This is a genomic window from Bhargavaea massiliensis (assembly GCF_018390575.1).
GTDB lineage: Bacteria > Bacillota > Bacilli > Bacillales_A > Planococcaceae > Bhargavaea > Bhargavaea massiliensis.
In genome coordinates this window covers 422,510-446,452 of the sequence record NZ_JAHBCJ010000001.1, presented here as the reverse complement: position 1 = coordinate 446,452, position 23,943 = coordinate 422,510, and the positions used below count along the sequence as shown (strand labels likewise).

General features: G+C 59.8%; 23 protein-coding genes. 20 read left to right on the top strand and 3 right to left on the bottom strand.

The annotated features are described in order from the left end of the window. Positions 1–27: 27 nt before the first annotated feature. From trpD to KHA84_RS02390, 6 genes are all read left to right on the top strand, one after another. Positions 28–1,056 carry an anthranilate phosphoribosyltransferase gene (gene trpD, locus KHA84_RS02415; RefSeq protein WP_213421831.1) on the top strand — a complete coding sequence of 343 codons (1,029 nt, stop codon included), beginning with the start codon at positions 28–30 and terminating at the stop codon, positions 1,054–1,056. Then, entirely contained in the window at positions 1,053–1,841 is a 789-nt protein-coding gene (gene trpC / locus KHA84_RS02410; RefSeq protein WP_213421829.1) for an indole-3-glycerol phosphate synthase TrpC, read from the top strand. The genes trpD and trpC overlap by 4 nt, the downstream gene beginning before the upstream one ends. After that, on the top strand, positions 1,838–2,455 hold the full coding sequence (locus tag KHA84_RS02405; protein ID WP_213421827.1) for a phosphoribosylanthranilate isomerase: 618 nt from the start codon (positions 1,838–1,840) through the stop codon (positions 2,453–2,455). The genes trpC and KHA84_RS02405 overlap by 4 nt, the downstream gene beginning before the upstream one ends. Then, positions 2,455–3,681, top strand: coding sequence for a tryptophan synthase subunit beta (gene trpB, locus KHA84_RS02400; RefSeq protein ID WP_213421824.1), 1,227 nt, complete (start codon positions 2,455–2,457; stop codon positions 3,679–3,681). The genes KHA84_RS02405 and trpB overlap by 1 nt, the downstream gene beginning before the upstream one ends. Next, positions 3,674–4,462, top strand: a complete 789-nt coding sequence (gene trpA / locus KHA84_RS02395; RefSeq protein WP_213421823.1) for a tryptophan synthase subunit alpha — start codon at positions 3,674–3,676, stop codon at positions 4,460–4,462. The genes trpB and trpA overlap by 8 nt, the downstream gene beginning before the upstream one ends. 163 nt (positions 4,463–4,625) lie before the next feature. After that, positions 4,626–5,615: a DUF4003 family protein gene (locus tag KHA84_RS02390; protein WP_008300850.1), complete on the top strand. Its 990-nt coding sequence runs from the start codon at positions 4,626–4,628 to the stop codon at positions 5,613–5,615. A gap of 67 nt (positions 5,616–5,682) precedes the next feature. On the opposite strand, the gene KHA84_RS15470 is transcribed toward KHA84_RS02390, so the two are convergent. Together KHA84_RS15470 and KHA84_RS02380 are read right to left on the bottom strand one after the other, a co-directional pair. After that, positions 5,683–7,524, bottom strand: a complete 1,842-nt coding sequence (locus KHA84_RS15470; RefSeq protein WP_213421821.1) for an SEC-C metal-binding domain-containing protein — start codon at positions 7,522–7,524, stop codon at positions 5,683–5,685. After that, a complete protein-coding gene (locus tag KHA84_RS02380; RefSeq protein WP_213421819.1) occupies positions 7,521–7,946 on the bottom strand; it encodes a hypothetical protein in 426 nt (141 codons plus the stop codon). Before KHA84_RS02380 ends, KHA84_RS15470 begins: the two co-directional genes overlap by 4 nt. Positions 7,947–8,102: 156 nt before the next feature. Here KHA84_RS02380 and modA point away from each other — a divergent pair, with 156 nt between their 5' ends. From modA to KHA84_RS02310, 14 genes are all read left to right on the top strand, one after another. Further along, a complete protein-coding gene (gene modA, locus KHA84_RS02375; RefSeq protein WP_213421817.1) occupies positions 8,103–8,867 on the top strand; it encodes a molybdate ABC transporter substrate-binding protein in 765 nt (254 codons plus the stop codon). Further along, positions 8,864–9,547, top strand: a complete 684-nt coding sequence (gene modB, locus KHA84_RS02370; protein WP_213421815.1) for a molybdate ABC transporter permease subunit — start codon at positions 8,864–8,866, stop codon at positions 9,545–9,547. Before modA ends, modB begins: the two co-directional genes overlap by 4 nt. 5 nt (positions 9,548–9,552) lie before the next feature. Beyond that, positions 9,553–10,203, top strand: coding sequence for an ATP-binding cassette domain-containing protein (locus KHA84_RS02365; RefSeq protein WP_213421813.1), 651 nt, complete (start codon positions 9,553–9,555; stop codon positions 10,201–10,203). Positions 10,204–10,668: 465 nt separating this feature from the next. After that, complete coding sequence (locus KHA84_RS02360; protein WP_213421812.1) at positions 10,669–14,349, top strand: nitrate reductase subunit alpha; 3,681 nt, start codon at positions 10,669–10,671, stop codon at positions 14,347–14,349. After that, complete coding sequence (gene narH / locus KHA84_RS02355) at positions 14,339–15,925, top strand: nitrate reductase subunit beta (RefSeq protein ID WP_213421810.1); 1,587 nt, start codon at positions 14,339–14,341, stop codon at positions 15,923–15,925. Before KHA84_RS02360 ends, narH begins: the two co-directional genes overlap by 11 nt. Next, entirely contained in the window at positions 15,918–16,484 is a 567-nt protein-coding gene (narJ, locus tag KHA84_RS02350) for a nitrate reductase molybdenum cofactor assembly chaperone (protein WP_213421808.1), read from the top strand. The genes narH and narJ overlap by 8 nt, the downstream gene beginning before the upstream one ends. After that, positions 16,477–17,157: a respiratory nitrate reductase subunit gamma gene (narI, locus tag KHA84_RS02345; protein WP_008300861.1), complete on the top strand. Its 681-nt coding sequence runs from the start codon at positions 16,477–16,479 to the stop codon at positions 17,155–17,157. Before narJ ends, narI begins: the two co-directional genes overlap by 8 nt. A gap of 51 nt (positions 17,158–17,208) precedes the next feature. Continuing rightward, positions 17,209–17,664: a GAF domain-containing protein gene (locus tag KHA84_RS02340; protein ID WP_213421806.1), complete on the top strand. Its 456-nt coding sequence runs from the start codon at positions 17,209–17,211 to the stop codon at positions 17,662–17,664. A 29-nt stretch (positions 17,665–17,693) separates the two neighbouring features. After that, positions 17,694–18,725, top strand: a complete 1,032-nt coding sequence (locus tag KHA84_RS02335) for a sensor histidine kinase (protein ID WP_051059459.1) — start codon at positions 17,694–17,696, stop codon at positions 18,723–18,725. Positions 18,726–18,733: 8 nt separating this feature from the next. Beyond that, positions 18,734–19,381 (top strand): response regulator transcription factor, encoded by a 648-nt coding sequence (locus KHA84_RS02330; RefSeq protein ID WP_035002464.1) that lies wholly within the window; start codon positions 18,734–18,736, stop codon positions 19,379–19,381. Positions 19,382–19,450: 69 nt separating this feature from the next. Further along, positions 19,451–19,978, top strand: a complete 528-nt coding sequence (locus KHA84_RS02325) for a hemerythrin domain-containing protein (protein ID WP_008300870.1) — start codon at positions 19,451–19,453, stop codon at positions 19,976–19,978. A 186-nt stretch (positions 19,979–20,164) separates the two neighbouring features. Next, the gene (locus KHA84_RS02320; RefSeq protein ID WP_008300871.1) at positions 20,165–21,682 is read left to right on the top strand and encodes a nitrate/nitrite transporter; all 1,518 of its coding nucleotides are present in this window, start codon (positions 20,165–20,167) and stop codon (positions 21,680–21,682) included. Between the two features lie 33 nt (positions 21,683–21,715). Next, on the top strand, positions 21,716–22,735 hold the full coding sequence (locus KHA84_RS02315; RefSeq protein WP_008300873.1) for a ThiF family adenylyltransferase: 1,020 nt from the start codon (positions 21,716–21,718) through the stop codon (positions 22,733–22,735). A gap of 18 nt (positions 22,736–22,753) precedes the next feature. Further along, entirely contained in the window at positions 22,754–23,248 is a 495-nt protein-coding gene (locus tag KHA84_RS02310; RefSeq protein ID WP_008300875.1) for a MogA/MoaB family molybdenum cofactor biosynthesis protein, read from the top strand. 152 nt (positions 23,249–23,400) lie between these two features. Here the strand turns inward: KHA84_RS02310 and moaC are convergent, their stop codons facing one another. After that, the gene (gene moaC / locus KHA84_RS02305; protein WP_213421804.1) at positions 23,401–23,889 is read right to left on the bottom strand and encodes a cyclic pyranopterin monophosphate synthase MoaC; all 489 of its coding nucleotides are present in this window, start codon (positions 23,887–23,889) and stop codon (positions 23,401–23,403) included. Positions 23,890–23,943 lie beyond the last annotated feature (54 nt).

Sequence of the window (23,943 nt, the reverse complement as noted above, 5' to 3'; positions counted from 1 at the left end):
TAGAGAGCAGAGGAGAGTGGAGCAGAGATGAGAGAGTTCACACAGAAAGTACGGAACGGCAACGATCTGAGCTACGAGGAAATGACTGAAGCCGCGCTGTTCATGTTTGACGAGCGCACAAAAGAAGAAGAGGTCGGTGAATTCCTCGCGGCACTTGCTGACAAGGGAGAGACAGCCTATGAAGTGGCGGCGCTTGCCGAGGTGACCCGCGGCATGGCGATTACACCGGAAGTCCCGGCAGCCCCTTACACCGACAACTGCGGGACGGGAGGCGACGGTTCGGACAGCTTCAACATCAGCACGACGTCGGCATTCGTCCTGGCCGCAGCAGGCGTTCCGGTCGCAAAGCACGGCAACCGGAAAATCTCCAGCCGTTCGGGCAGCTCCGATGTGCTGGAGGCACTCGGCCTCGGGCTTGAACAGGACATGGAAGAGGCGGCCAGGCAGCTGCGCGAAGAAGGCATCGCTTTTCTCTTTGCGCCTCGTCTCCATCCGAAAATGAAGCGCATCGGACAGATCCGGGCACGCCTCGGGCGGCGCACGATCTTCAACCTGACGGGTCCGCTGACGAACCCGGTCCCGCTGGCATCGCAGTTCACCGGCATCAGCCGGAAAGACTTCACGATGAACTATGCGTCGGTTCTCCGGATGCAAGGACGAAAGCGCGCGATCGTCGTCTGCGGAGCCGGCGGCATGGATGAGGCCTCTCTTGCGGGACCGAATGACTTCGTGCTGCTGGACAACGGCGACCTGATCCCGTTCACGCTCGAAGCTGAAGACGTGGGACTCGAGTCCGCACCATTGTCCGCCCTCAAGGGAGGGGACGGCCGGGAAAACGCGGAAATCCTCCGCTCGGTCCTCGGCGGCGCCCGCGGCCCGAAATTCGATGCCGTCGCATTCAATGCGGGTATCAGCCTGTTTGCCGCAGGACGCGCGGAAACAGCAAAAGAAGGCGTTGAACTTGCAAAAGACATCATTCTGTCCGGAAAAGCGATGGAAAAGCTGGAATCCGTCATCCGGTTCCACCAGCAGGCAAAGGAGGCGGTCACGCCATGACGATCTTGGACGATATTCTTGAAGAAAAACGGAAACGACTACCCTTCCTGAGGGAAGAAATCCCGGCCACGCCTGCGATCCGGTACAGTAGGCCGCGCTTGTCGGATTCATTTGACGCCAAGGACGGCCTGGGGGTCATCGCCGAAGTCAAGCGGGCCTCCCCGTCAAAAGGCATCATCAACGCGGACGCGGACCCGGCCGAGCAGGCACTGCGCTATGAACAGGCGGGTGCTTACTGCATCTCCGTCCTGACCGAAGAGGCCTTTTTCAAAGGTTCCTATCAAGATCTGGCCGCGGTGGCGGAAGCCGTCCGGATTCCGATCCTCTGCAAGGACTTTGTCATCGATGAGCTGCAGATCGACCGGGCGCTCCAGGCGGGTGCTTCCGTGGTCCTCCTGATCGTGGCGGCGCTGCCTCAGGAACGGCTCCGTGAACTGCACGCCTATGCCAAGTCGGCGGGGCTCGATGTCCTCGTCGAAGTGCATGACGAGGAAGAAATGGACCGCGCGCTTGAACTGGATCCAACATTTATCGGCATCAATAACCGTGACCTGAAGACATTCAACGTCGACCTCGGCAACACGGCGCGGCTTGCGGCACGCGCCGGCAAAAAGCCCGGGCGATATCTGATTTCGGAAAGCGGGATCATGTCGCCGGAGGACGCCGCACAAGTCCGGGAAAACGGCGCGGATGCCATCCTCGTCGGTGAATCGCTCATGCGGAGCGGCGACCCGGGTGCGGCGATCCGCTCCTACCGCGAGGCGGAAGGGGTGCTCCGGCCATGACGAAGGTGAAAATCTGCGGGCTCATGGAAGCCGAGCATGTCAGAGCCGCCGTCGACGCGGGGGCGGACGCCATCGGGTTCGTCTTCGCTCCGAGCCGGAGGCGGATCGATATGAAATGGGCAGCAGAACTCGCGGCACGTGTGCCGGAGAACGTCAAAAAAGTCGGCGTCTTCGTGAATCCGGATTCCGAGGAGCTCCGCACCGTCTTCCGGAATGTCCCGCTTGATTATGTGCAGTATCATGGTGACGAGACACCGGAACAGATCCGGGAAATCGGCCTGCCGTCGATCAAAGCATTTTCCGTCCGTACAGCGGAGGACGTCCGCCGTGCGGCCCGATATGACGTGGATTACTATCTGTTCGACGCGCCGGGCACCGACTTCCGGGGCGGCAGCGGAAATGTGTTTGACTGGTCGCTTCTTGCCGACGCCGGCATTCCGCGGGAACGGACAATCATCGCCGGCGGGCTCAACGCCGGCAATGCCGCGGAGGCGGTCAGGCAGACAATGCCGTTTGCGCTCGATGTATCGAGCGGCGTGGAACGGGAAAAACGGAAAGACCCGGAGCTGATCCGCGGGTTTATCCGTGCCGTGAAGGAAAGGGGAGAGGCCTGATGGTGAATACAAAAGAAAAGAACACATACCAAGCACCCGATAAAGCCGGGCGCTTTGGCAAATACGGGGGCCGCTTCGTCCCCGAAACGCTCATGCCGGCGCTTCTTGAACTCGAGACGGCATACCGGGATGCGAAGGAAGATCCGAAGTTTGTGGAAAAGCTGGATCACTACCTGAAGGACTACGTGGGGCGTGAAAATCCGCTGTACTTCGCAGAACGTCTGACGGAAGCTGCGGGCGGCGCAAAAGTCTACCTGAAGCGTGAAGACCTGAACCATACCGGCGCGCACAAGATCAACAATGCGATCGGCCAGGCGCTTCTTGCCAAGCGGATGGGCAAAACGAAGATCATCGCGGAGACCGGAGCGGGACAGCACGGCGTGGCCACCGCGACCGCCTGCGCGCTGCTCGACATGGAGTGCATCGTGTTCATGGGCAAGGAGGACATCCGGCGGCAGGAGCTGAACGTCTTCCGGATGGAACTGCTGGGCGCATCCGTCGTCTCCGTAGACCAGGGTTCCGGCACGCTGAAGGACGCGGTCAATGAGGCACTCCGCTACTGGGTGGCGAACGTTTCCGATACGCATTATGTCATCGGTTCGGCGCTCGGACCGCACCCGTTCCCCGAAATTGTCCGCGACTTCCAGCGGATAATCGGCGTCGAGACCCGGCGCCAGATCCTTGAAAAGGAAGGGCGCCTGCCGGATGCGGTCGTCGCCTGCGTAGGCGGAGGCAGCAACTCGATCGGCATGTTCCACCCGTTTGTGGATGACGCGGGTGTTGCCCTCCACGGCGTCGAGGCCGCGGGCAGCGGCATTGAAACCGGCAAGCATGCCGCGGCGCTCACCGGCGGCCGCCCGGGCGCGCTGCACGGCGCCTACATGTACCTTCTGCAGGATGAAGCGGGCCAGATCAATGAGGCCCATTCCATCTCCGCCGGGCTTGACTACCCGGGCGCCGGTCCGGAGCATTCGCACTTCCGCGACACGGGACGCGTGACCTACTCATCGGTCACGGACGAACAGGCCCTCGAAGCCCTCAAGATGCTCAGCCGGAAGGAAGGCATCCTGCCTGCGCTTGAAAGCTCGCACGCCGTGCACTATGCCGTCGAGCTGGCCTCCGGCATGTCCACGGACCAAATCGTCGTCATCTGCCTGTCCGGCCGCGGCGACAAGGATGTCATCACCGTGCGCGATGCGCTGAAGGGAGGAAACGGAAATGTCTGAGATCACAAAAGCGATTCTGGAGGTACGTGAATCCGGCGGCTGCGCATTTGTCCCGTACATCATGGCGGGAGACGGCGGGGTCGGACGCCTCAAGGAGGACCTCCTGTTCCTTCAGGAAGCGGGCGCGACGGCAGTCGAGCTCGGCATCCCGTTTTCCGACCCGGCTGCGGACGGTCCCGTCATCCAGGAAGCGGGTCTCCGCGCACTCGCGGCAGGCACGACACTGAAGGCGGTCATCGAAGAAGTGAAGGCGATCCGTGAAGACGTGCACATCCCGATCATCTTCATGACTTACCTGAACCCGGTACTCAGTTACGGCATGGCCGGATTCGCAAACGACTGCCAGGAGGCGGGCATTGCGGGCGTCATCGTGCCGGATGTGCCGTTTGAGGAAAGCGGGCCGCTCGAGGACTGCCTCCGGATGAACGGCATCGACCTGATCCGCCTCATCCCGCTGTCCGCTCCGGAAGACCGCATCCGGAAAATCGCGGAGGCGGCGGAAGGCTTCATCTACGCCGTCACCGTAGACGGCATCACCGGCGTTCGCGACAGCTTCGGCGGGACGACCGACGGCCGGCTGGAGCAGCTGAAGGAAATCGCGGACATCCCGGTCCTTGCCGGCTTCGGCATCTCGACACCCGACCATGTCCGGGACTTTGGCCGGGCTGCGGACGGCGTCATCGTCGGCAGTGCCATCGTCGACGCCCTGCACCGAGGGGACAGGGAACCGATAAAAGAACTGATCAGCTCCGCGAAAAACATCGCGGTGCCGGCGGAATAAGGTGTGAAGGGCATTCGGGGTGACCGGGGTGCCCTTTTTGCTCGGCGTGGGGCAGCGAGATGGTGTACTTTCAGGATCGATTCGTGTACTTTCGGGTCTCGGCCAATAAAAAACGAAACTCTCGCAGCACCGGTCCGTATATCAGTCATGAGGGGTGATCCGAATGGAAACAGCCATGATCAAAAACCGCTATGAGACGATTTATCCGAAGCTCGTGAACCTGTTCAGCTGGACGGTCGATAAGAGGGTGCTGCTGTCAATCGCAGGGATTTACGCGCTGGGAGAAAAGGAGTTTGATGCAAGGAGGCTCCGGGAAGTCGCCGATGCGCTGAAAAAGCGGTCGGGCCTATTTTCTCCGGTCCGTGGCCAGTTCCACCCACTGATTTCGGCATTGCTGGACGTATCGGGAGAGGGCGCGCAGGAGATGGCGGACGATCTGTTTGAGAAACAGGAGATTCTCCACGCACTTGGCTTCAGGAACACGATCCATTCCTATCTGGCGGCGACTCTGCTTTCGGATGAGGAAGGGGAGGCGCGCCGTGAGGCGATTGCGGGGAAGATGCTCTATGACGAGATGAAGCAGAGGCACCGCTTCCTGACATCTGACGATGACTACACATTTGCCGTGCTGCTCGGCAGCCAGGCAGCCAGTCCGTCAGAGCTGGCGGACGTGATGCACCGTTATTATCAGGACCTGAAGATGCGCGGTTTCCGGTTCGGTAACGAGCTGCAGTGGATGTCCCAGACAATCACCTACGGCAATGCCTCTTATGAAGAGAGCAGGTCGGCAAAGGCTTCCGAGATCCGCGACCGGCTGAAGGCGGAAGGGCTGAAGGTCAAGCCGCTTCACTACCCCGCAATCGGGCTTCTCACAGTGTTCCACGTGGAACAATCCCAGGTAGAGCGCATTGTGGAGACGGCAAAGGTCCTCTCGGAGATGAAGCTGTTCCGCTGGTACAAAGAAATGGCGCTGTCCGCGGCCATCCAGTCTGTACTTATGGAAATGACGACAGGAGAGCAGGCGGCCCACATCGGAATCGCCGCATCCGTGGAGCAGGTGCTCCGCGCCCAGCAGGCAATCATGGCATCGAGCGGTGCCGCGGCGGCCGCTGCTGCGGCTTCGGCCGGAGGCGGGGGAGACGGCGGCTCCTGATTACCTCAAGGACAAATAAGAAAACGACTCACACAGCGCATTGGCAGGCATTGCGTGAGTCGTTTTTTTAAAGAGTTTTTTCAAGCAGCGTCCAAATAAGGCGGGCCTCTTCCGGGGAACGGGGCGTGATCGCCGCGTTTTTCGGATACGGGTCGCCGTTTGGCCGGTTACGCACATACTTCACCGTGTAAGGATTCTGCTCTTCGGCGATCCGGAATGCGCCTTCCGCGGCCGGGGAAAGCAGGTTCTTTTTCCGTTCGATTGCCCAACGGAACCAGGCAAAGAAGGCATTGTCTGCGTCGGGATCCTCATAATGGGCGATCAGGCTTTCCGCTTCGTCCATCCGACCGAGGGAAATCAGAGCCGACAGCGCTACATAGCGCGCCCCCTGGTGGTCACCGGGATTCAGCTGAAGGAGAGCATAGAGTACATCAAATGCTTCCTCCGTCCGCCCGGTTTCCCACAAGAGGATGGCGATCCGGAATCGCACGCGCAGGTACTGCCGGTTCGGCACATATCCCCATGCGATATCAATGTCGGGCTCAAACTGCTGTTCAGCGGAAGCGGAAGCGCGGTGCAGAAGGGCAAGCTGCTCTTCCGGATCTTCCGTTTCCTCTGCCCGGAACATGAGAGCATCGGCATTTTCCGGGTCAAGCCGCAGGGCTTCCCGTGCCTTTTCCCGACGCAGCTCCGGATCTTTTGCGAGATAGGCCTCATAGGCCCGGATCTGCGCTTCCTCACTGGCGGAACGCGGCAAGTATGGCTGGTCTTCATAGGCTTCCATGAGTCGCCGAAGCGCTTTTTCATCTGCAACTTCCGCGTATTTCAGGTGCATGAACATCTGCCAGTTCCTGAACTCTGCCGGCATCGGGTCGGTACCGGCTCCAAGTGCGTATTCGGGGCTCTGACCGTCATCATGGGCCGCCGCCTCGTCCATGAAATGGCCAAATTCCTGCGCGAATTGCCGGGCGGTGTCCGGATCCGCCCCGAAATGGCCGGCTGTCTCGGCCAGCGACCAGTTGAGTACGAATGCACCGGAGCGGATCGCGTGCCATACCGCCCCTGCGATGGCGCCTTCCGGGACGTCTCCCTTGCTGCCGAGGAAATGGAAAAACCCTTCAATGATACGGTCATTTTTAAGGTCTTTCTCAATCATAAAGCGCTCAAGCGCCTCCGCGGCCCCCGAGATGCTTTCCGGGAGCGCGGATTCTTCAATGACATGGCCGAACAGTCTGTAGGCGGCAAGGGGGTGCGCCCGGAAAAATGTCTGTGCATTCTGCCCCGAAGCGGCCTGCCGCAGCTTTCCGACCGTCTCCTCTTCCGCACCTTCTGCGGTGACGAGACTGTTGAGCGGAAAAAGACGCCCCTCGGCTCTCGAGTCCCTTACGAAAAATCCGATCAGCACATCGCCTGCGCGGGCACGGACGGACGGACCGGCGGCGAGATGGAAGCTGTCACCGGACAGTACATCCTCAGTACGGACAGTGCGCATGTCCGATTCCGTTACGCGGAGGGTGAGGAGCAAGGGATCCAGGAAGTTTTCCAGGACCGACCGGACTTTCCGGCGGCTTTCTTTTTCGGCAGCCGCCCGGACATAGTCGTTCCAGATATCGGCCCGTTTCTGGAAAAAATACAGATCGCCGATGATCATGCCGGCCTCTTCTTCTCCGTGGAGGGAAGCGAGCACTTCGCCTTCCTCACGCCTCATGGAGGTCAGGTCTTGCAGTTCGGATGGGGTCGGATGGGAGGAGAAGAAGCCTTCGAGGACGCGTCCGATGGCTTGGTCGATTTCCCGCTCCAGCCGTTCGCGGTCCTTTTCGGCACCGCAGCACTTTTTGTATTTCTTTCCGCTGCCGCAGGGGCACGGGTCATTGCGCCCGATGACAGCCGTCCGCTCCTGTGCTTTCATCGGTTCGGCTCATCCAGCAGCATGCGTTCTTCATCACGGCTATGGATGTCATTGACCACGATCAGCGCCTCGAACTGCTGAATGACATCCCGGGTCAGACCCTGTTCCGAGAGCATCTTCCTGATGTCCTTTACGATGGTTCTCAGCAGGTCGTGATCGCGTGTCAGCTGGACGACGGCGCGCTCCAGTTCCGGATGCAAACCGACCATTTCCTGGTAGAAACCGTCTTCCTCGGCATCAGCATGGGCGATAATTCGGGTTTCCCAATAATCGAGAAGGTGGTCAGCCGCCATCTTCGCTACCTCATCCTCCCCGGCTTTCAGGAGACGCTTGACTTCATCGGTTTTCTGGATGGCGCCTGTTAGCGCACCCTGGTGGATTGCGTGGTGAGCGTGGAGTTGCTTTAATGCGGGTCCCGGCATGATAGTCCATCCTTTCAGATTTTTCTATCAGTATAGCACAGGGTGCAGGGAAATCCCGGAAGACGGGGAAGGTCCTGCAAGGATACAGGGAATTCCCTGAGTGGGTTTGACAAGCAGGGCGGGCTCGACTACTTTTTAAGAAAAGGGGGGACGGGCATGAAAATGATCATCGCGCTTGCCGCGGCCGCAATGCTCCTCGCCGGCTGCAGCGCATCGGGTGCGAAAGAGGAAGAGACGCTCCGCATTTCGGCTGCCGCCAGCCTGATGGATGCCATCGGGGAATTGGAGCCGGCGTTCAGGGAGTCGCATCCTGACACCGAGCTCGTCATCAACTACGGCTCCTCTACGAAACTTCGCGCGCAAATCGAACAGGGTGCACCGTTTGACCTGTTTTTGTCGGCCAGCCATGCGGACATGGAAAAGGCGGTTGAAGGGGGATACATAGATACTGATACCGTCGTCCCGTTCGCGGAGAACCGGCTCGTCCTCGTTTCGGCACACACTGTTGATGGTGAGGTCACGGACCTTCTGGGGAGTCCTGAAGGCAATATTGCCGTCGGCCAGCCGGACAGCGTGCCGCTTGGAATTTATACGAAGGAATCCCTTGCTGCAGCAGGACTGTGGGACGGCCTGGACGGGCATCTCGTCTACGGCAAGGATGCCCGGCAGGTGCTGACGTATGCGGAAAGCGGCAATGCGGATCTCGGTGTTATCTATCAGTCAGATGCTGCTATTTCGGAAGACGTCGAGGTTGTGGGTGAGCTTCCGGCCGGCGGCACCCCGATCATTTATCCGGCGGGGATTGCAGAACAGGCGGAAAACCCGGCTGCCGCGGAAGCTTTCCTTGAACTGCTTACAGGGGACAAAGGGCATCAGGTCATCCGGGACTACGGTTTTGCGTTGCCGGAGGACGGCAAGTGACGGTCCCTGACCTTTCGCCGCTCGCGCTTTCGCTCCGCGTCGCCCTGCTGTCAACAGTGCTCGCGGCGGTCACGGGAATTGCCCTCGCACGGTTCATGGGACGCAGGGAATTCCCGGGCAAGAGCGCAGCCGAAGCGCTGATTTTGCTGCCGCTCGTATTGCCTCCGACGGTCGTCGGATTCGGTCTGATCATGCTGTTCGGTGTAAACGGGCCCATCGGCCGACTGCTTGAGGACTGGTTCGGCATCCGGGTCGTCTTTACCTGGGCCGGTGCGGTGATCGCTTCGTTCGTCGTGTCGCTTCCCCTCATGTACCAGAGTGTGCAGGCGGCGTTCGAGAAGGTCGACCCGAGATGGGAAAATGTCGCCCGCACGATGGGCGTCAGCGAATGGCGGATTTTCCGGAAAGTCACCTTCCCGCTTGCCTGGCCGGGTATTTTGGCAGGCCTCGTCCTGGCACTTGCCCGCGGCCTGGGGGAATTCGGCGCGACGCTTATGATCGCCGGGTTCATCCCGGGCGAGACCGTCACCGTTCCGCTTGCCATCTACTTTTCCTATGAGGCGGGACGAACCGGCGAGGCGATGTTCTGGGTCGTCCTTATCACGCTGCTCGGACTTGCCGCCATCACCTGGCTGAACGGCTGGCGCAGAAAGACATCCAGAAGACGGGGAAGGGAGTGATCGCTGTGCTGAAAGCGGAATTCACCAAACGGCTGCCGCAGTTTGATCTGCAGGCCGAATTTAAGATGGACAGGGAAATTGTCGCCATCGTCGGCCCGTCCGGCTCGGGCAAAACGACTTTCCTGAACTGCCTGGCGGGAACGGTCTCGCCGGATATGGGCCGGATCGAGCTTGGCGGCCGTGTGTTTGCGGAAGAAGGGGGGAAACCGCTCCGCATCCAGGACCGCCGCGTCGGCTATCTGTTCCAGGACTATGCGCTGTTTCCCCATATGACCGTGTCTGAGAACATCCTGTTCGGACTGCCGGGGCGGCCTGAACCGCCCCATGTCCGAGAACTGACCGAGCTGCTCGGCATCCGTCCGCTCATGGACAAGTATCCGCATGAAATCTCCGGCGGCGAAAAGCAGCGAACGGCACTGGCGCGTGCGCTCGCGATGAAACCGGAACTGCTGCTGCTGGATGAGCCGTTCTCCGCTCTCGACGACGAAACCCGGCTGCGCTGCCGGAACGAACTGATGCGCATCCATCGGGACTGGCAGATTCCGGTTCTCATGGTCACCCACAGCATGGACGAAGCCCGCCGCACCGCTGACCGCATCGTCCGGATCGAGAAAGGCCGGATGGCCGAACTCCCGATACGTGAAGCTTCCCTTTGATAAGGGAGGCTTTTTTGTTTCTGGAACCCGTAAATTGAGGCGGCATCCGACTTTCCCGTTTGCCGCAAGGGGTTCGGATTTGCTGCATGGGCTTGTAACTTGCCACAAGGGTTGCGAACTTGCTACATGGGTTACAAAGTTGCCACATGGACTCCGAACTTGCTACATGGGTTACGAAGTTGCCGCATGGACTCCGAACTTGCCACATGGGTTGCGAAGTTGCCGCATGGACTGCCAACTTGCCACAAGGGCAGCCAACTTGCCACAAGACCGTCCGGTCCCCCGGTATCTTCCTGGCGAATCTGCCACAATCCCGTTTTTCACCGTCCGATAAAGGGAATTCCCGCCGCCCGATAGGTCTTTCCCTAATGGGAAGAGTTGGCATAAACCTCCATAATGGAACTATCAGAATAGTACCACTAGCATTCTGTCCAATTGCCCTGTCCACAAAGGAGTGTCGGATGAATGAAAAAGAGAAGATATGGCCTGAACTTCTTCAAGCCGGTAGAGAGCTACTCGGGGAACTGGTCGGTCCTTGAGGAGAAAAGCCGGGACTGGGAGAACATGTACCGTCAGCGCTGGTCCCATGACAAGGTTGTCAGGACTACGCATGGCGTCAACTGCACGGGCTCCTGCAGCTGGAAGGTGTTCGTCAAAAACGGCGTCATCACCTGGGAAAACCAGCAGATCGACTATCCGTCCTGCGGGCCGGACATGCCGGAGTTCGAGCCGCGCGGCTGTCCGCGCGGGGCCACATTTTCGTGGTATGAGTACAGCCCGCACCGGGTGAAGTACCCGTACATGCGCGGACGGCTGTGGAGGCTGTGGCGCGAAGCGCTCGCTGAAAACAACGGTCACCCGATTGATGCGTGGGCGAGCATCGTCGAGAATCCGGAAAAGGCGATGAGTTATAAGCGGGTCCGGGGCAAGGGCGGTCTCATCCGTGTCGCCTGGGATGATGCGCTTCAGCTGATTTCCGCGCAGCTCATCTACACGATCCGCAAATACGGACCGGACCGGATCGCCGGCTTTACCCCGATTCCGGCCATGTCGATGATCTCCTACGCTTCCGGCGCGCGGTTCATCTCGCTTCTCGGCGGAGAGATGCTGTCGTTCTACGACTGGTATGCGGACCTTCCGCCTTCCTCGCCGCAGATCTGGGGCGAGCAGACGGATGTGCCGGAGTCATCCGACTGGTACAACGCGGGCTACCTCATGATGTGGGGCTCGAACGTGCCGCTCACGCGTACACCGGATGCGCACTTCATGACGGAGGTGCGCTACAAGGGGACGAAGGTCGTCTCGGTCGCTCCTGACCTTGCCGCCAACGTGAAGTTCGCGGACAACTGGCTCGCGCCGCACCCGGGCACCGATGCCGCGCTCGCGCAGGCGATGACACATGTGATCCTGAGTGAGTTCTACCAGGAGCGGAAAGAAAAGATGTTCATCGACTATGCGAAGCAGTACACGGACATGCCGTTCATGATTTTGCTCGACCCGCACGAAGATGCCCTGAAAGCCGGGCGCTTCCTTCGCGCAAGCGATTTCGGGAGCGAAACGAAAAACGCGGAGTGGAAGCCGGTGATCTTCGACGAAGCGGCTGGGGAATTCGTCGTGCCGAACGGGACGATGGGCCAGCGCTGGGAAAAGGACGGAAAGTGGAATCTCATCCTCGACAAGGAGGACGGAACGCGCATCGAGCCGGCACTTACCGTAGAGGGTCACGGCGAAGAATGGAAGGAGATCGAGTTCCCGTTCTTTGATGACTCCGGTGACGGCACGTTCCGCCGTGTTATCCCGGCCCGGAAAGTCCGCCTTGCGGATGGTACGGAGCAGTACGCAGCAACCGTCTACGACCTCATGATGAGCCAATATGGCGTGAGCCGGACGGACAATCCGTATGACGCGAAAGGCTATGATGACGCGGAGTCGCACTATACGCCGGCCTGGCAGGAGCGCATCACCGGCGTCAAGGCCTCGGTCGTGACGCAGATCGCCCGCGAGTTCGCGCAAAACGCTCTGGATACGGGCGGCCGCTCGATGATCATCATGGGCGCCGGAATCAACCACTGGTTCAACTCCGACACAATTTACCGCTCGATCCTGAACCTCGTGATCCTCACTGCTTCCCAAGGCGTGAACGGCGGAGGCTGGGCGCACTACGTCGGACAGGAAAAATGCCGGCCGATCGAGGGGTGGTCGACGCTCGCCTTCGCAAAGGACTGGCAGGGACCGGCCCGCCTCCAGAACGGGACATCATTCTTCTACTTCGGGACCGAGCAGTGGCGCTACGAGGAAGGCGACACCGAGTCGCTGAAGTCACCGCTTGCCGATAAGCTGGACTACCGTCATCCGGCCGACTACAACGTCATGGCGGCGCGGCTCGGATGGCTGCCGAGCTATCCTCAGTTCAATAAGAACAGCCTGCTGTTCGCCGAAGAGGCGGCCCGCGAAGGCAAGACGACAAATGAGGAAATCATCGAACGGGCGGCGGATCAGATCAAGAGCCGCGAAGTCAAGTTCGCGATCGAGGATCCGGCGGCGCCGGAAAACTTCCCGCGCACGATGTTCGTCTGGCGCTCGAACCTGATCTCAAGCTCCGCCAAGGGCCAGGAATATTTCATGAAGCACCTGCTCGGCACGGCTGATGCGCTAATGGCGCGGCCGAACGAGGACGTGAAGCCGGAAGAAATCATCTGGCGCGACGAAGTGGAAGGCAAGCTCGACCTGCTTGTCTCGCTCGACTTCCGGATGACGACGACACCGCTTCACTCGGACATCGTGCTGCCGGCGGCGACCTGGTACGAAAAGACCGACCTGTCTTCGACCGACATGCATCCGTTCGTCCACCCGTTCAACCCGGCGGTTAATCCGCTCTGGGAATCCCGTACCGACTGGGACATTTTCCGCGGGCTGGCAAAGGTGTTCTCAGGGATGGCGGAGACCCATCTGCCGGGCGTCTACAAGGACCTTGTCAGCACGCCGCTGAACCATGACTCGGAAAGCGAGATTTCCCAGCCGCTTGGCCTTGTCCGCGACTGGGCAAAGGGAGAAGTGGAGGCGGTCGTCGGCAAGACGATGCCGAACCTGAGCATCATCGAGCGTGACTACACGAAGATTTACGACAAGTACATCACGCTGGGTCCGAACCTGCAGGTCGGCAAGACCGGCGCGCACGGCGTCAGCTTCTCTGCAGCCGAAGAATACGAAGAGCTGAAGCGCATCAGCGGTGTCTACCACGACGAGTCGATCAAGAGCGGCCTGCCGAAGCTCGAGACAGCGCGCCAGGCTGCCGACGCGGTGCTTCATCTGTCGTCCGCGACAAACGGGCGCCTGTCGCAGAAAGCCTACAAGGAAGCGGAAAAGCTTTCCGGCGTGGAGCTGGCCGACATCTCGGCGGAACGCGCGGCGGAGCGGATCACATTCCAGAGCATTACCGCACAGCCGCGGGAAGTCATCCCGACTCCGGTATTCAGCGGATCCAACAAGTCCGGGCGCAGATACTCGCCGTTCACGACGAATATCGAGCGGCTCGTGCCATTCCGGACGCTTACCGGCCGCCAGCACTTCTATATCGACCATGAGATCTTCCTCCAGTACGGTGAGGCGCTCCCGGTCTACAAGCCGACGCTTCCGCCGATGGTGTTCGGACCGAGGGACAAGGAAGTGCGGGGCGGCAAGGATGCTCTCGTCCTCAGGTATCTAACCCCACACGGCAAGTGGAACTTCCACTCCATGTACCAGGATAACCTGCACATGCTGACGCTGTTCCGCGGGGGGCCGGTCGCCTGGATGAACAACGAGGAAGCGGCGGAGCACGGCATCTCGGACAATGACTGGATAGAAGTGTATAACCGGAACGGCGCGCTCACTTGCCGGGCGGTCACGAGCCACCGGATCCCGCGCGGCACATTGCTCGCCTACCACGCACAGGACCGGCATATCCAGACGCCGGGGTCGGAAATTACGGACACGCGGGGCGGCAGCCATAATGCGCCGACGCGCATTCACATGAAGCCGACGCAGATGGTCGGCGGCTATGCCCAGCTCAGCTACGGATTCAACTACTACGGGCCGATCGGAAACCAGCGTGACGAATACGCCATGATCAGGAAGAAAAGGGAGGTCAACTGGCTTGAAGATTAAAGCTCAGATTGCAATGGTGATGAACCTGGACAAGTGCATCGGCTGCCACACGTGCAGCGTTACTTGCAAGACGACCTGGACGAACCGGAAAGGCGCGGAGTACATGTGGTTCAATAACGTGGAGACGAAGCCGGGCATCGGCTACCCGAAGCGCTGGGAGGACCAGGAAGTGTACAAGGGCGGCTGGCAGCTCCGAAACGGCAACCTGGAGCTGAAGTCGGGGAACCGCCTGTCCAAGGTGGCGCTCGGGAAGATTTTCTACAACCCGGACATGCCGGAGATGCGCGACTTCTACGAGCCATGGACGTACAACTATGACCACCTTGTCACCGCGGGGGAAGGCGAGCACCCGCCGGTCGCACGCGCCTACTCGGCCGTGACGGGCGAGAAGATGGACTTGGAATGGGGGTCCAACTGGGAGGACGACCTCGCAGGCGCCGACGTGACCGGCCCGCAGGACCCGAACATTCAGAAGATCGAGGAAGAGATCAAGTTCAACTTCGAGAAGTCATTCATGATCTACCTGCCGCGGCTCTGCGAACACTGCCTGAATCCGAGCTGCGTGGCGTCCTGCCCTGCGGGCGCGATCTACAAGCGCGACGAGGACGGCATCGTGCTCGTCGACCAGGAAGCCTGCCGAAGCTGGCGCTACTGCACGACCGGCTGCCCGTACAAGAAGGTCTACTTTAACTGGCAGACGAACAAGGCCGAAAAGTGTACGTTCTGTTTCCCGAGGATCGAAGAAGGTCTGCCGACGGTCTGCTCGGAGACATGCACCGGCCGGATCCGTTATCTGGGTGTCCTGCTGTACGATGCGGACCGGGTGCTGGAAGCCGCATCGACGCCGGACGAGAAGGACCTGTATCGCGCGCAGTGCGACCTGTTCATGGATCCGCACGACCCGGAAGTGATCGAGCAGGCGCGCCGCGACGGCATCACAGAGGACTGGATCGAAGCCGCGCAGAACTCGCCGGTCTACAAGCTCGCGATCGAGCACCAGCTCGCGTTCCCGCTCCATCCGGAATACCGCACGCTCCCGATGGTCTGGTACGTGCCGCCGCTTTCGCCGATCATGAACTACTTCGAGGGCAAGGACTCAATCAAGAACCCGGACATGATCTTCCCGGCGATCGAGGAAATGCGCACGCCGATCCAGTACCTCGCAAACATGCTGACGGCTGGAGACACGGAGACGGTCAAGGGATCGCTGCAGCGTATGGCGATGATGCGCCAGTACATGCGGGCGCTGTCGTCGGGCAAGGAATTCGACGAGACGCGTCTTGAGCGGGTCGGCCTCACCGCCCTGCAGACCGAGGAAATGTACCGCCTGCTCGCAATCGCGAAGTACGACGACCGGTTCGTCATCCCGACTTCCCACAAGGAAAACCGGATGAACACGTACGACATGCAGGGTTCTGCGGGCTTTGGCGGCGACACGATGGGCCTCGGCGCGATGGGCACCGGCGGCGACGGCTGCGACGGCTGCGGCCCGGCAAGCCCGGGCGCCGGCACGGCGACAAAGACCGGAAAGGAGATTTACGAAGAGAACTTCTACGGGGGAATCTGGCGTGATTGATAACCGGAAGCTGTATACGTTCAAAGATTCATTCGGATTCTTCGCCAATCAGCTGACGTGGCCGGACAGGGGGGATTACCATCCGGACCACGTTGCGGAGGCATTCGGCCCGGATCATCCGGCACGGGCCCACGTGCTCCGCTATTGGGAAGAGATCCGGCAGTTCAGCCTGGATGAGCTCAGGGAACTGTATACCTCGACATTCGACTTCGAGGAGGACTGCGCGCTGTACATGACCTGGTTCAAGTTCGAGGATGCCCGCGAGCGCGGACAGATGCTCGCGAAGCTGAAAGTGCTCTACGAGATGTATGGCCTCGAGATGCCGGACGAGGAGCTGTCCGACTACTTGCCGCTCATGTGCGAGTTCCTCTATGCAGCCGAATGGCTGGATGACCCGCGCACGCCAGACAGTTTCCGGATCCTGATGGGGGTCCTTGAAGACGGCACCTACCACCTGATGAAAGCACTTGAAAAGGAGGAAAGTCCGTACTACCACCTCATCAAGGGGCTGCGGGAAACATTCAAAGCTTGTTTAGAGGAGGCGCCGGCTCATGGTTGACCAATTTCTGTGGGTAATTTTCCCTTATATCTGCATCGCGGTCTTTGTGGTGGGACACATCCTTCGCTACAGGACGGACAAATTCCACTGGACCGCGAAATCCAGTGAATTCATCGAGAAAAAGCAGCTGATGGTCGGGAGCCTCCTATTTCACCTTGGGATCATCCCGGTCATCCTGGGCCATATCTCGGGGCTCGGTATCCCGAAGGAGTGGATGCGGGCTCTCGGCGTCAACGACCATATGTATCACCTCGGCGCCATCTGGATCGGCGGTTTCTTCGGATTCGTCACGCTTCTCGGGATGTTCATTCTGACGTTCCGCCGGTTTTCGATCAAGGCCGTCCGGAAGCTTAGCTCGGCAAGCGACATGGTCGTCAACACGCTCTTGCTGATCATCGTGTTCATGGGGATGTACGCGACGATTGTGACGAACGCCGTGAATCCCGCATTCGACTACCGGGATACAATTTCCGTCTGGTTCCGTGACCTGTTCCTTCTGCGGCCAGACCCGTCGTACATGATGGGTGTTCCGGTGTCGTTCCAGATTCATATCCTGGCCGCATTCCTCATTTTCGCGCTTTGGCCGTTCACGCGCCTCGTGCATGTCTGGAGCGTCCCGCTGTCGTATGTCGGCAGAAGTTACATCCTGTACAGGAGGCACAAGGTGAATTAAGCTGAAAGGAAGAATGAACGCCGATCCGGCGGGAAACGGGAGAGGTCCGCGATGAATGAACCGATAATCTACCAGAATGTGATCGACACGCTCCGGGAACAGCTCGGTTTCGATTTTATGGCACTGGCAATGGAAGACGCCCCGAGCGGCTTTTCGGTCCGCTGGCGGGTGGCTTCAGGGAACCTGAACAACCGATACCGCCGGATCGTCCTCCGGTCCGGCAGGGGCATTGCCGGCACCGTTTTCAAGACGGGAAAGCCGCTGCTCGTGCCGCATGTCGATCCCGGCAGGCATGTGCCCATCGTGCTTGACTATCCGATCGTGAATACCGAAGGGCTGACGAGCATCGCCGCGGTGCCGCTTTACGACAGCGGCCGCGTAAAAGGCGTCCTGCTGGGCGGCTACCGGGGCGGCCGCGCGGAAATGACGGAAACGCATTGCCTGGAGATGGCAGCGGCATCCGCCTCCGTCCCCGGATTTGATGGGAAGGAGCTGGTGAGCCGGTGAGCGTAAAGCAGGATCTGCTGAATGAGCTGATGCTGAAGATGTTCGACAAGAGCAGCGAAGCCATCCTGTTTTTTGACGGCGAAGGCAGGGCGCTTGCCGCCAACCCGGCGGCGGAAAAGATCCTCGACCGGGACGTGCTGGAGGCGCTTCTCGACGGCACCGAGGGCGCTCTCTGCCGGGCCTGCGCCGGGTATGTGGATGAAACCGGGCAGAAGACGTGCGACAACTGCTACTTCCATCATCCGGAGCGCAGCGACTTCTCGTCCTTCCAGCTGTACCTGAACACAAAGGGACAGGGACTTGTGCCCTATGCCTCCTCGTTCCATACCGTCGACCCTGAAAACGACATTAGGGTGTTCCTGCTGCGCGACATGACGCGCCAGCACCGGATGCAGGAAAAGGCCTATCAGAATAAGATGATGAAGCATATCATCGACGCACAGGAAAATGAGCGCCGGAGGATTTCCCGGGAGCTTCATGACGGTGTTGCGCAGGAGCTCATGAGTGCGGTCGTGGATCTCCGGGTCCTGAAGTACATGACGGGGGACGCGGAGGTGCTGGCCAAGGTGAAGGAGACCGAGGCCTCGCTGTCCCGGCTGCTTGAGGACATCCGGAACCTGTCGGTCGAACTGCGCCCGGCTGCCCTCGACGACCTCGGCCTTGACGCAGCCTTCCGCTCGCATTTCAAGCGGCTTGAGGAAACGTACGGTCTCACCGTCAACTACTCGTCCGACCTGCCGGTGAAGCGGTATGAAAACGAAATCGAAACGGTCATCTACCGGGTGTGCCAGGAGGCGATCCTCAACGCGCTCAAGTATGCGGATGTCGACGCGGTGTCGGTCACGCTCAAAGGCGAGCGGAGCCGGCTTCTTCTCACAGTCCGTGATGCCGGCTCGGGATTCCGTCCGGGCGACAAGCCGGAGGGGACGGGCCTCGGCCTGTACGGCATGAAGGAGCGTGCGGAGCTGGTCGGAGGCACGCTAGACGTGGACTCTGCGCCGGGTGCCGGCACGACGATCCGTCTGAGCGTCCCCGCGTTACGCGGAAAGGGGGATCGCTGATGAGCAAAATTTCGATTGTCATCGCGGATGACCATGCCGTCGTCCGCAGCGGCTTCTCGATGATCCTCAATTTCCAGGAGGACATGGAAGTCGTCGCGACGGCGGCCGATGGTCTGGAGGCTTACAAGATGATCGCAACGCACCAGCCGGATCTCCTGATCATGGATCTCAGCATGCCGCCAGGCGAAAACGGACTGATTGCGACAGGCAAGATCAAAGAAGATTTTCCGGATACGAAGATCCTGATCCTGACGATGCACGACGATGAGGAGTATCTGTTCAATGTCCTGAAAAGCGGCGCTTCCGGATACATGCTGAAAAACGCGCCCGATGAGGAGCTGCTGCACGCCATCCGTACGATCCGGCGGGGCGGCACATACATCCATCCGAAGATGGCGACTTCGCTGGTGCGTGAATTCGTCAAAGCTGATCATACGGTGGCCCCTGACGATCCGTATGAGCTTCTTTCCAAACGTGAGCTCGAGATTCTCCCGCTCGTCGCCAAAGGCTACGGCAACAAGGAAATTGCCGAGATGCTTTACATTTCCGTCAAAACCGTCGAAGCCCACAAAGCCAAGATCATGGAGAAGCTGGGCCTGAAGAGCCGCCCGGAACTCGTCGAATTCGCCCTCAAGAAAAAACTGCTGAACTTCTGACGGTCCGCAAGCGTGCGCCGGAACGGAAAGCCACCACAATTCGACTCAACAGACAGGAGGCATCGCAAGATGGCAAACGGACAGCTGCAGTTTACGGAGCCGGCGGTGAGGCTCCTGGAAAACGAGCACCGCTACCTCATGCATCTCGCGGAGGAATGGCACGCCATCGTCCTCCGGTTCGAGCGTGAAGAAGACATGGACCGGGACACGGCCCTCGCCCTTCTTAATGAACTGAAGACGAACCTCATCGGCTTCCTCGACCCGCTCAAGAACCATACCGACAAGGAAGAGGAGCATTTCTTCCCTGTTCTCGGCAGCTACATTGGCTTCGAGCAGGGGCCCATTGTCGGCATCCAGGAAGAACACGGGGAAATCGATGCCTATATCGGACACTTTTTCCACCACACCCGCGGCGATCTCTCAGGGCTTACCCTGGATGAGATCCGGAAAATCGTCGGCGATGCCGGTGAGGCGTTTGAGGTGATCACGGTCCATTTCGTGAAGGAAGAGACGGTCCTTTTCCCGATGGCGGAGCGGCTGCTCCGGGCGGACGACCTGGACACGCTTGCCGAAAAACTGAACACGCTCATCGTCTGATGGGCACAGGCCGCTGTCACACCTCCGTGGGCGGCTTTTTTCTCATACAGGGTTTCCCCCGACGGGGACAGGGAACCCCCTAATTAACCGCGTCGGAGCAGGCAATTACAATAGAATCATAGAGAAGGTTTCACGATTTCATTTGCAGCACCTGTAGTCAAAACTCTAACCGAGTAGGTGAAACAGATGGTCAAGAAGATTCAGTTGCCGCTCCAGACGGCAAACCTCGTGGTCGGTTTCATGGTATGGGTCATTTTGTCCTCGCTGATTTCGTTTATCACGCAGGACATCAATGTCCCGCCGGAGCGCCTGGCAATCGTCACTGCGGTGCCGGTCGTGCTCGGCTCAATCCTCCGCATGCCGTTCGGCTATTATGCCAATTTTGTCGGTGCGCGCACCCTGTTCATGTGGAGCTTTATCCTCCTCCTGTTCCCGGTCTGGTACATCAGCGAGGCGGACACGTTTGCGGATCTCATCATCGGCGGCCTGATCCTCGGTGTCGGCGGTGCGGTATTCTCGGTCGGGGTCACCTCGCTTCCGAAATACTATCCGAAAGAAAAGCATGGCCTCGTCAACGGGATTTACGGGGCTGGGAACATCGGGACGGCGATCACGACATTTGCCGCGCCGATCATCGCCGGCCAGATCGGCTGGCAGCCGACGGTCAAGCTGTTCCTCATCTTGCTTGCCGCCTTCGCTCTCCTGAACTTCTTTTTTGGTGACCGAAAGGAGCCGAAGCCGGACGTCAGGCTGTCGATGTTCGAGCAGGTCAAGGGGGTTTCGGACAATCCGAAACTCTGGCTGTTCTCGCTGTTTTACTTCATCACATTCGGCTCGTTTGTCGCCTTCACGGTGTACCTGCCGAACTTTCTCGTCGCGAACTTCGGCCTCGACAGCGTCGATGCCGGCATCCGGACGGCGATCTTCATCGCGGTCGCGACGTTCCTGCGGCCGGTTGGCGGCTGGCTTGCCGACAAGTTCCAGCCGATGTTCCTGCTGATTGCGACATTCGCGGTATACACAGTCGCGGCGATTATCCTGGCATTCTCGCCGTCGATCGGGCTATACACGGTCGGCAGCATCGCCATCGCAATCAGCGCCGGCATCGGCAACGGGGTCATCTTCAAGCTCGTGCCGTTCTATTTCGCCAAACAGGCGGGGATCGCCAACGGCTTCGTCTCAATGATGGGCGGCCTCGGCGGATTCTTCCCGCCGATCCTCCTCTCAATCATCTATTCGATGACAGGCGACTACTCAATCGGCTTCATGCTGCTGTCGCAGGTGGCGCTCGCGAGCCTCATTCTCGTCGTTTGGCTGTATTACTCTGACCGGCTTTCGCTGCAGGCGGACGTATTCCGCTCGACCGGCCAGGGCGTGCTTGTGACGGATGCAGCCGGAAAGATCAAAGCGGTCAACCCGATGTTCACCAAACTGACGGGCTATACGGAAGAAGAGGCAGTCGGCAACAACCCGAACATGCTGTCTTCCGGCCGCCAGCCGAAGGAATTCTATCGGAACATGTGGAAGCAGATTAAGGAAGAAGGCATGTGGCAGGGCGAAATCTGGAACCAGAAAAAGAATGGGGAAGAGTACCTGCAGTGGCTGAACATCGCAGCCGTCAGCGACGAGACGGGCGAGCATGTCCGCTATGTGGGAACCTTCAGCGACATCACGAAAGAACACGGACAGAACGCCCGGCGCTGACCGGGCCCTATCCGCAACCGGGGGGCAACTGACGTGGACGGACGGTATTCGAGACAGACATTATTCGGGCCTATAGGAGAAGGCGGGCAAGCCCGGCTCGCGGCGGCAAAGGTGGCGGTCATCGGCTGCGGCGCGCTCGGCACCGCCATCGCCGAGACGCTCGTGCGGGCCGGCATCGGGGAAATCATTGTGGTCGACCGCGACTATGTCGAGCTCTCGAACCTCCAGCGGCAGACGCTGTTCACCGAGGCGGACGCTGCGGACATGCTGCCAAAAGTGGTCGCCGCGGAAAAGCATCTGAGAGAGATTCGGAGTGACGCCGCCATCCGGACGCATCTCGGCAACGCCGACGGACCGCTCATGGAGTCGCTCGCGTCGGAAAGCGATCTAATCATGGATGCGACGGACAATTTTGAGACGCGCCTCCTGATCAACGACGCTGCAAACAAACATGGCATCCCGTGGATACACGGGGCATGTGTCCGGGGCTCGGGAACGGTCTATCCGTTTATCCCGGGCCGCGGCGCGTGCTACCGTTGCCTTTTGCCGATGCTGCCCGCCACGGGCGCGACATGCGACACCGCCGGCATCATCCCGCCGGCGGTGTCCGTGACCGCCGCGATCCAGTGCGCGGAAGCGATGAAGTGGCTGACCGGAAACGTGGCCGCCATGAGGACGAAAGTACATCATTTCGACCTGTGGGAAGGCACCCATCTGGACATCGGCGTATCGCGCATCCGCGACCCGGAGTGCGCCACTTGCGGCGATTCTCCGTCATACCCGGAGCTCAGGCCCCGGCGGGCGGGCGATGCGGCTGTTCTGTGCGGGCGCGATGCCGTCCAGATTCTGCCCGACCCGGCCCGTGCCGTGACGCTGGATGCCGGGGAGCAAATCGGCCGCCGGATTGACCCGAACGCCCGCCGGACACCGTATTTCATTGAATTCCGGGCGTTCGGCCACCGCTTTGTCCTGTTTGGAGACGGGCGGCTGCTCATCCACGGCGCCCGGACTGCAGAAGAGGGAAAAACCTTGTATCATCGCCTGTTCGGCTAATGGAAAGGGGGGAGTCTGTTGGCACACGGAAAAGAACCGAATGAAATCAGAATTGCAATCCTTACGGTGAGCGACACGAGAACAGAAGACAACGATACCGCAGGCGCCCTCATCGAACACTTTGCGGAGCTTGCCGGACTGGCCGTTGCCGGGCGCGGATGGGTAGCGGATGACACCGGAAAGATCCGGAACGTAGTCACCGCGCTGCTCGCCGATCCGGAAATCGATGCCGTCATCACGACAGGCGGCACCGGCATCGCCGCGCGGGACGTCACGATCGAGGCGATCCGCCCGCTTTTATCAAAGGAACTCGACGGCTTCGGCGAATTGTTCCGCTATCTGAGCTTTGCTGAAGACGTCGGCACGAAAGCGATGCTCAGCCGGGCAGCGGCCGGCACCGCCCAGGGCAAGGTTGTCTTTATTCTCCCGGGCTCGCGCGGCGCCGTCCGCCTCGCCATGGAAAGCCTCATCATCCCGGAAATCCGCCATATCGTGGCGGAGCTGAGGAAGTAGGGGCGGACTAAAGCGGCCCCATTCGGATTTAGAGCCGGCAGTTGGATTTGGGGCTCCGTAATCGGACTGTCGCTAACCTTTTCGAGCTCAGGAAACATAAATCATGCTCATCAAAAAAACCGCCCAATCAGGCGGTTTCCATCAAATTCGACTTAATCTCTTTTGTAATCCCCCGACTTGCCGCCGGTTTTCTCGAGCAGCATCGTCGGGCCGATGATCATTTCTTTGCCGGCGGCCTTGCACATGTCGTAGATGGTGAGGGCGGAGGCGGATACGGCGGTGAGGGCTTCCATTTCAACGCCGGTCTGGCCTTTCGTCTTGACGCTTGCCTCCAGCAGCACTTCGTAGTGGCCGGCTGCCTCATCGACGTTCCATTTAAACGAAATATCGATGCCCTTCAGCGGGAGCGGGTGGCACATCGGGATGATCTGTGGCGTGTTCTTGGCCGCCATGATGCCGGCGACCTGTGCGACGGCAAATACGTCCCCTTTCTTGTTCGTCCCTTCACTGATCTGGCGGTGGATGGTTTCATTTACCAGTACGGATGAGCGGGCTACGGCGGTGCGGACAGTCTCGTCCTTCTCGGAGACATCGACCATACGGGCGCGGCCCTGGTCGTTAAAGTGAGTCAGGTCGGACACAGGAATCATCCTTTCGGGGCTATGTTAAAATCAGGATAATCAGAGTATAGCAGA

Excerpts from the sequence above, each read along its gene's own strand:
- trpD (WP_213421831.1), top strand. The coding sequence starts at position 28 with ATGAGAGAGTTCACACAGAAAGTACGGAACGGCAACGATCTGAGCTAC.
- trpC (WP_213421829.1), top strand. The coding sequence starts at position 1,053 with ATGACGATCTTGGACGATATTCTTGAAGAAAAACGGAAACGACTACCC.
- KHA84_RS02405 (WP_213421827.1), top strand. The coding sequence starts at position 1,838 with ATGACGAAGGTGAAAATCTGCGGGCTCATGGAAGCCGAGCATGTCAGA.
- trpB (WP_213421824.1), top strand. The coding sequence starts at position 2,455 with ATGGTGAATACAAAAGAAAAGAACACATACCAAGCACCCGATAAAGCC.
- trpA (WP_213421823.1), top strand. The coding sequence starts at position 3,674 with ATGTCTGAGATCACAAAAGCGATTCTGGAGGTACGTGAATCCGGCGGC.
- KHA84_RS02390 (WP_008300850.1), top strand. The coding sequence starts at position 4,626 with ATGGAAACAGCCATGATCAAAAACCGCTATGAGACGATTTATCCGAAG.
- KHA84_RS15470 (WP_213421821.1), bottom strand. The coding sequence starts at position 7,524 with ATGAAAGCACAGGAGCGGACGGCTGTCATCGGGCGCAATGACCCGTGC.
- KHA84_RS02380 (WP_213421819.1), bottom strand. The coding sequence starts at position 7,946 with ATGCCGGGACCCGCATTAAAGCAACTCCACGCTCACCACGCAATCCAC.
- modA (WP_213421817.1), top strand. The coding sequence starts at position 8,103 with ATGAAAATGATCATCGCGCTTGCCGCGGCCGCAATGCTCCTCGCCGGC.
- KHA84_RS02360 (WP_213421812.1), top strand. The coding sequence starts at position 10,669 with ATGAAAAAGAGAAGATATGGCCTGAACTTCTTCAAGCCGGTAGAGAGC.
- narI (WP_008300861.1), top strand. The coding sequence starts at position 16,477 with ATGGTTGACCAATTTCTGTGGGTAATTTTCCCTTATATCTGCATCGCG.
- KHA84_RS02340 (WP_213421806.1), top strand. The coding sequence starts at position 17,209 with ATGAATGAACCGATAATCTACCAGAATGTGATCGACACGCTCCGGGAA.
- KHA84_RS02335 (WP_051059459.1), top strand. The coding sequence starts at position 17,694 with ATGCTGAAGATGTTCGACAAGAGCAGCGAAGCCATCCTGTTTTTTGAC.
- KHA84_RS02325 (WP_008300870.1), top strand. The coding sequence starts at position 19,451 with ATGGCAAACGGACAGCTGCAGTTTACGGAGCCGGCGGTGAGGCTCCTG.
- KHA84_RS02320 (WP_008300871.1), top strand. The coding sequence starts at position 20,165 with ATGGTCAAGAAGATTCAGTTGCCGCTCCAGACGGCAAACCTCGTGGTC.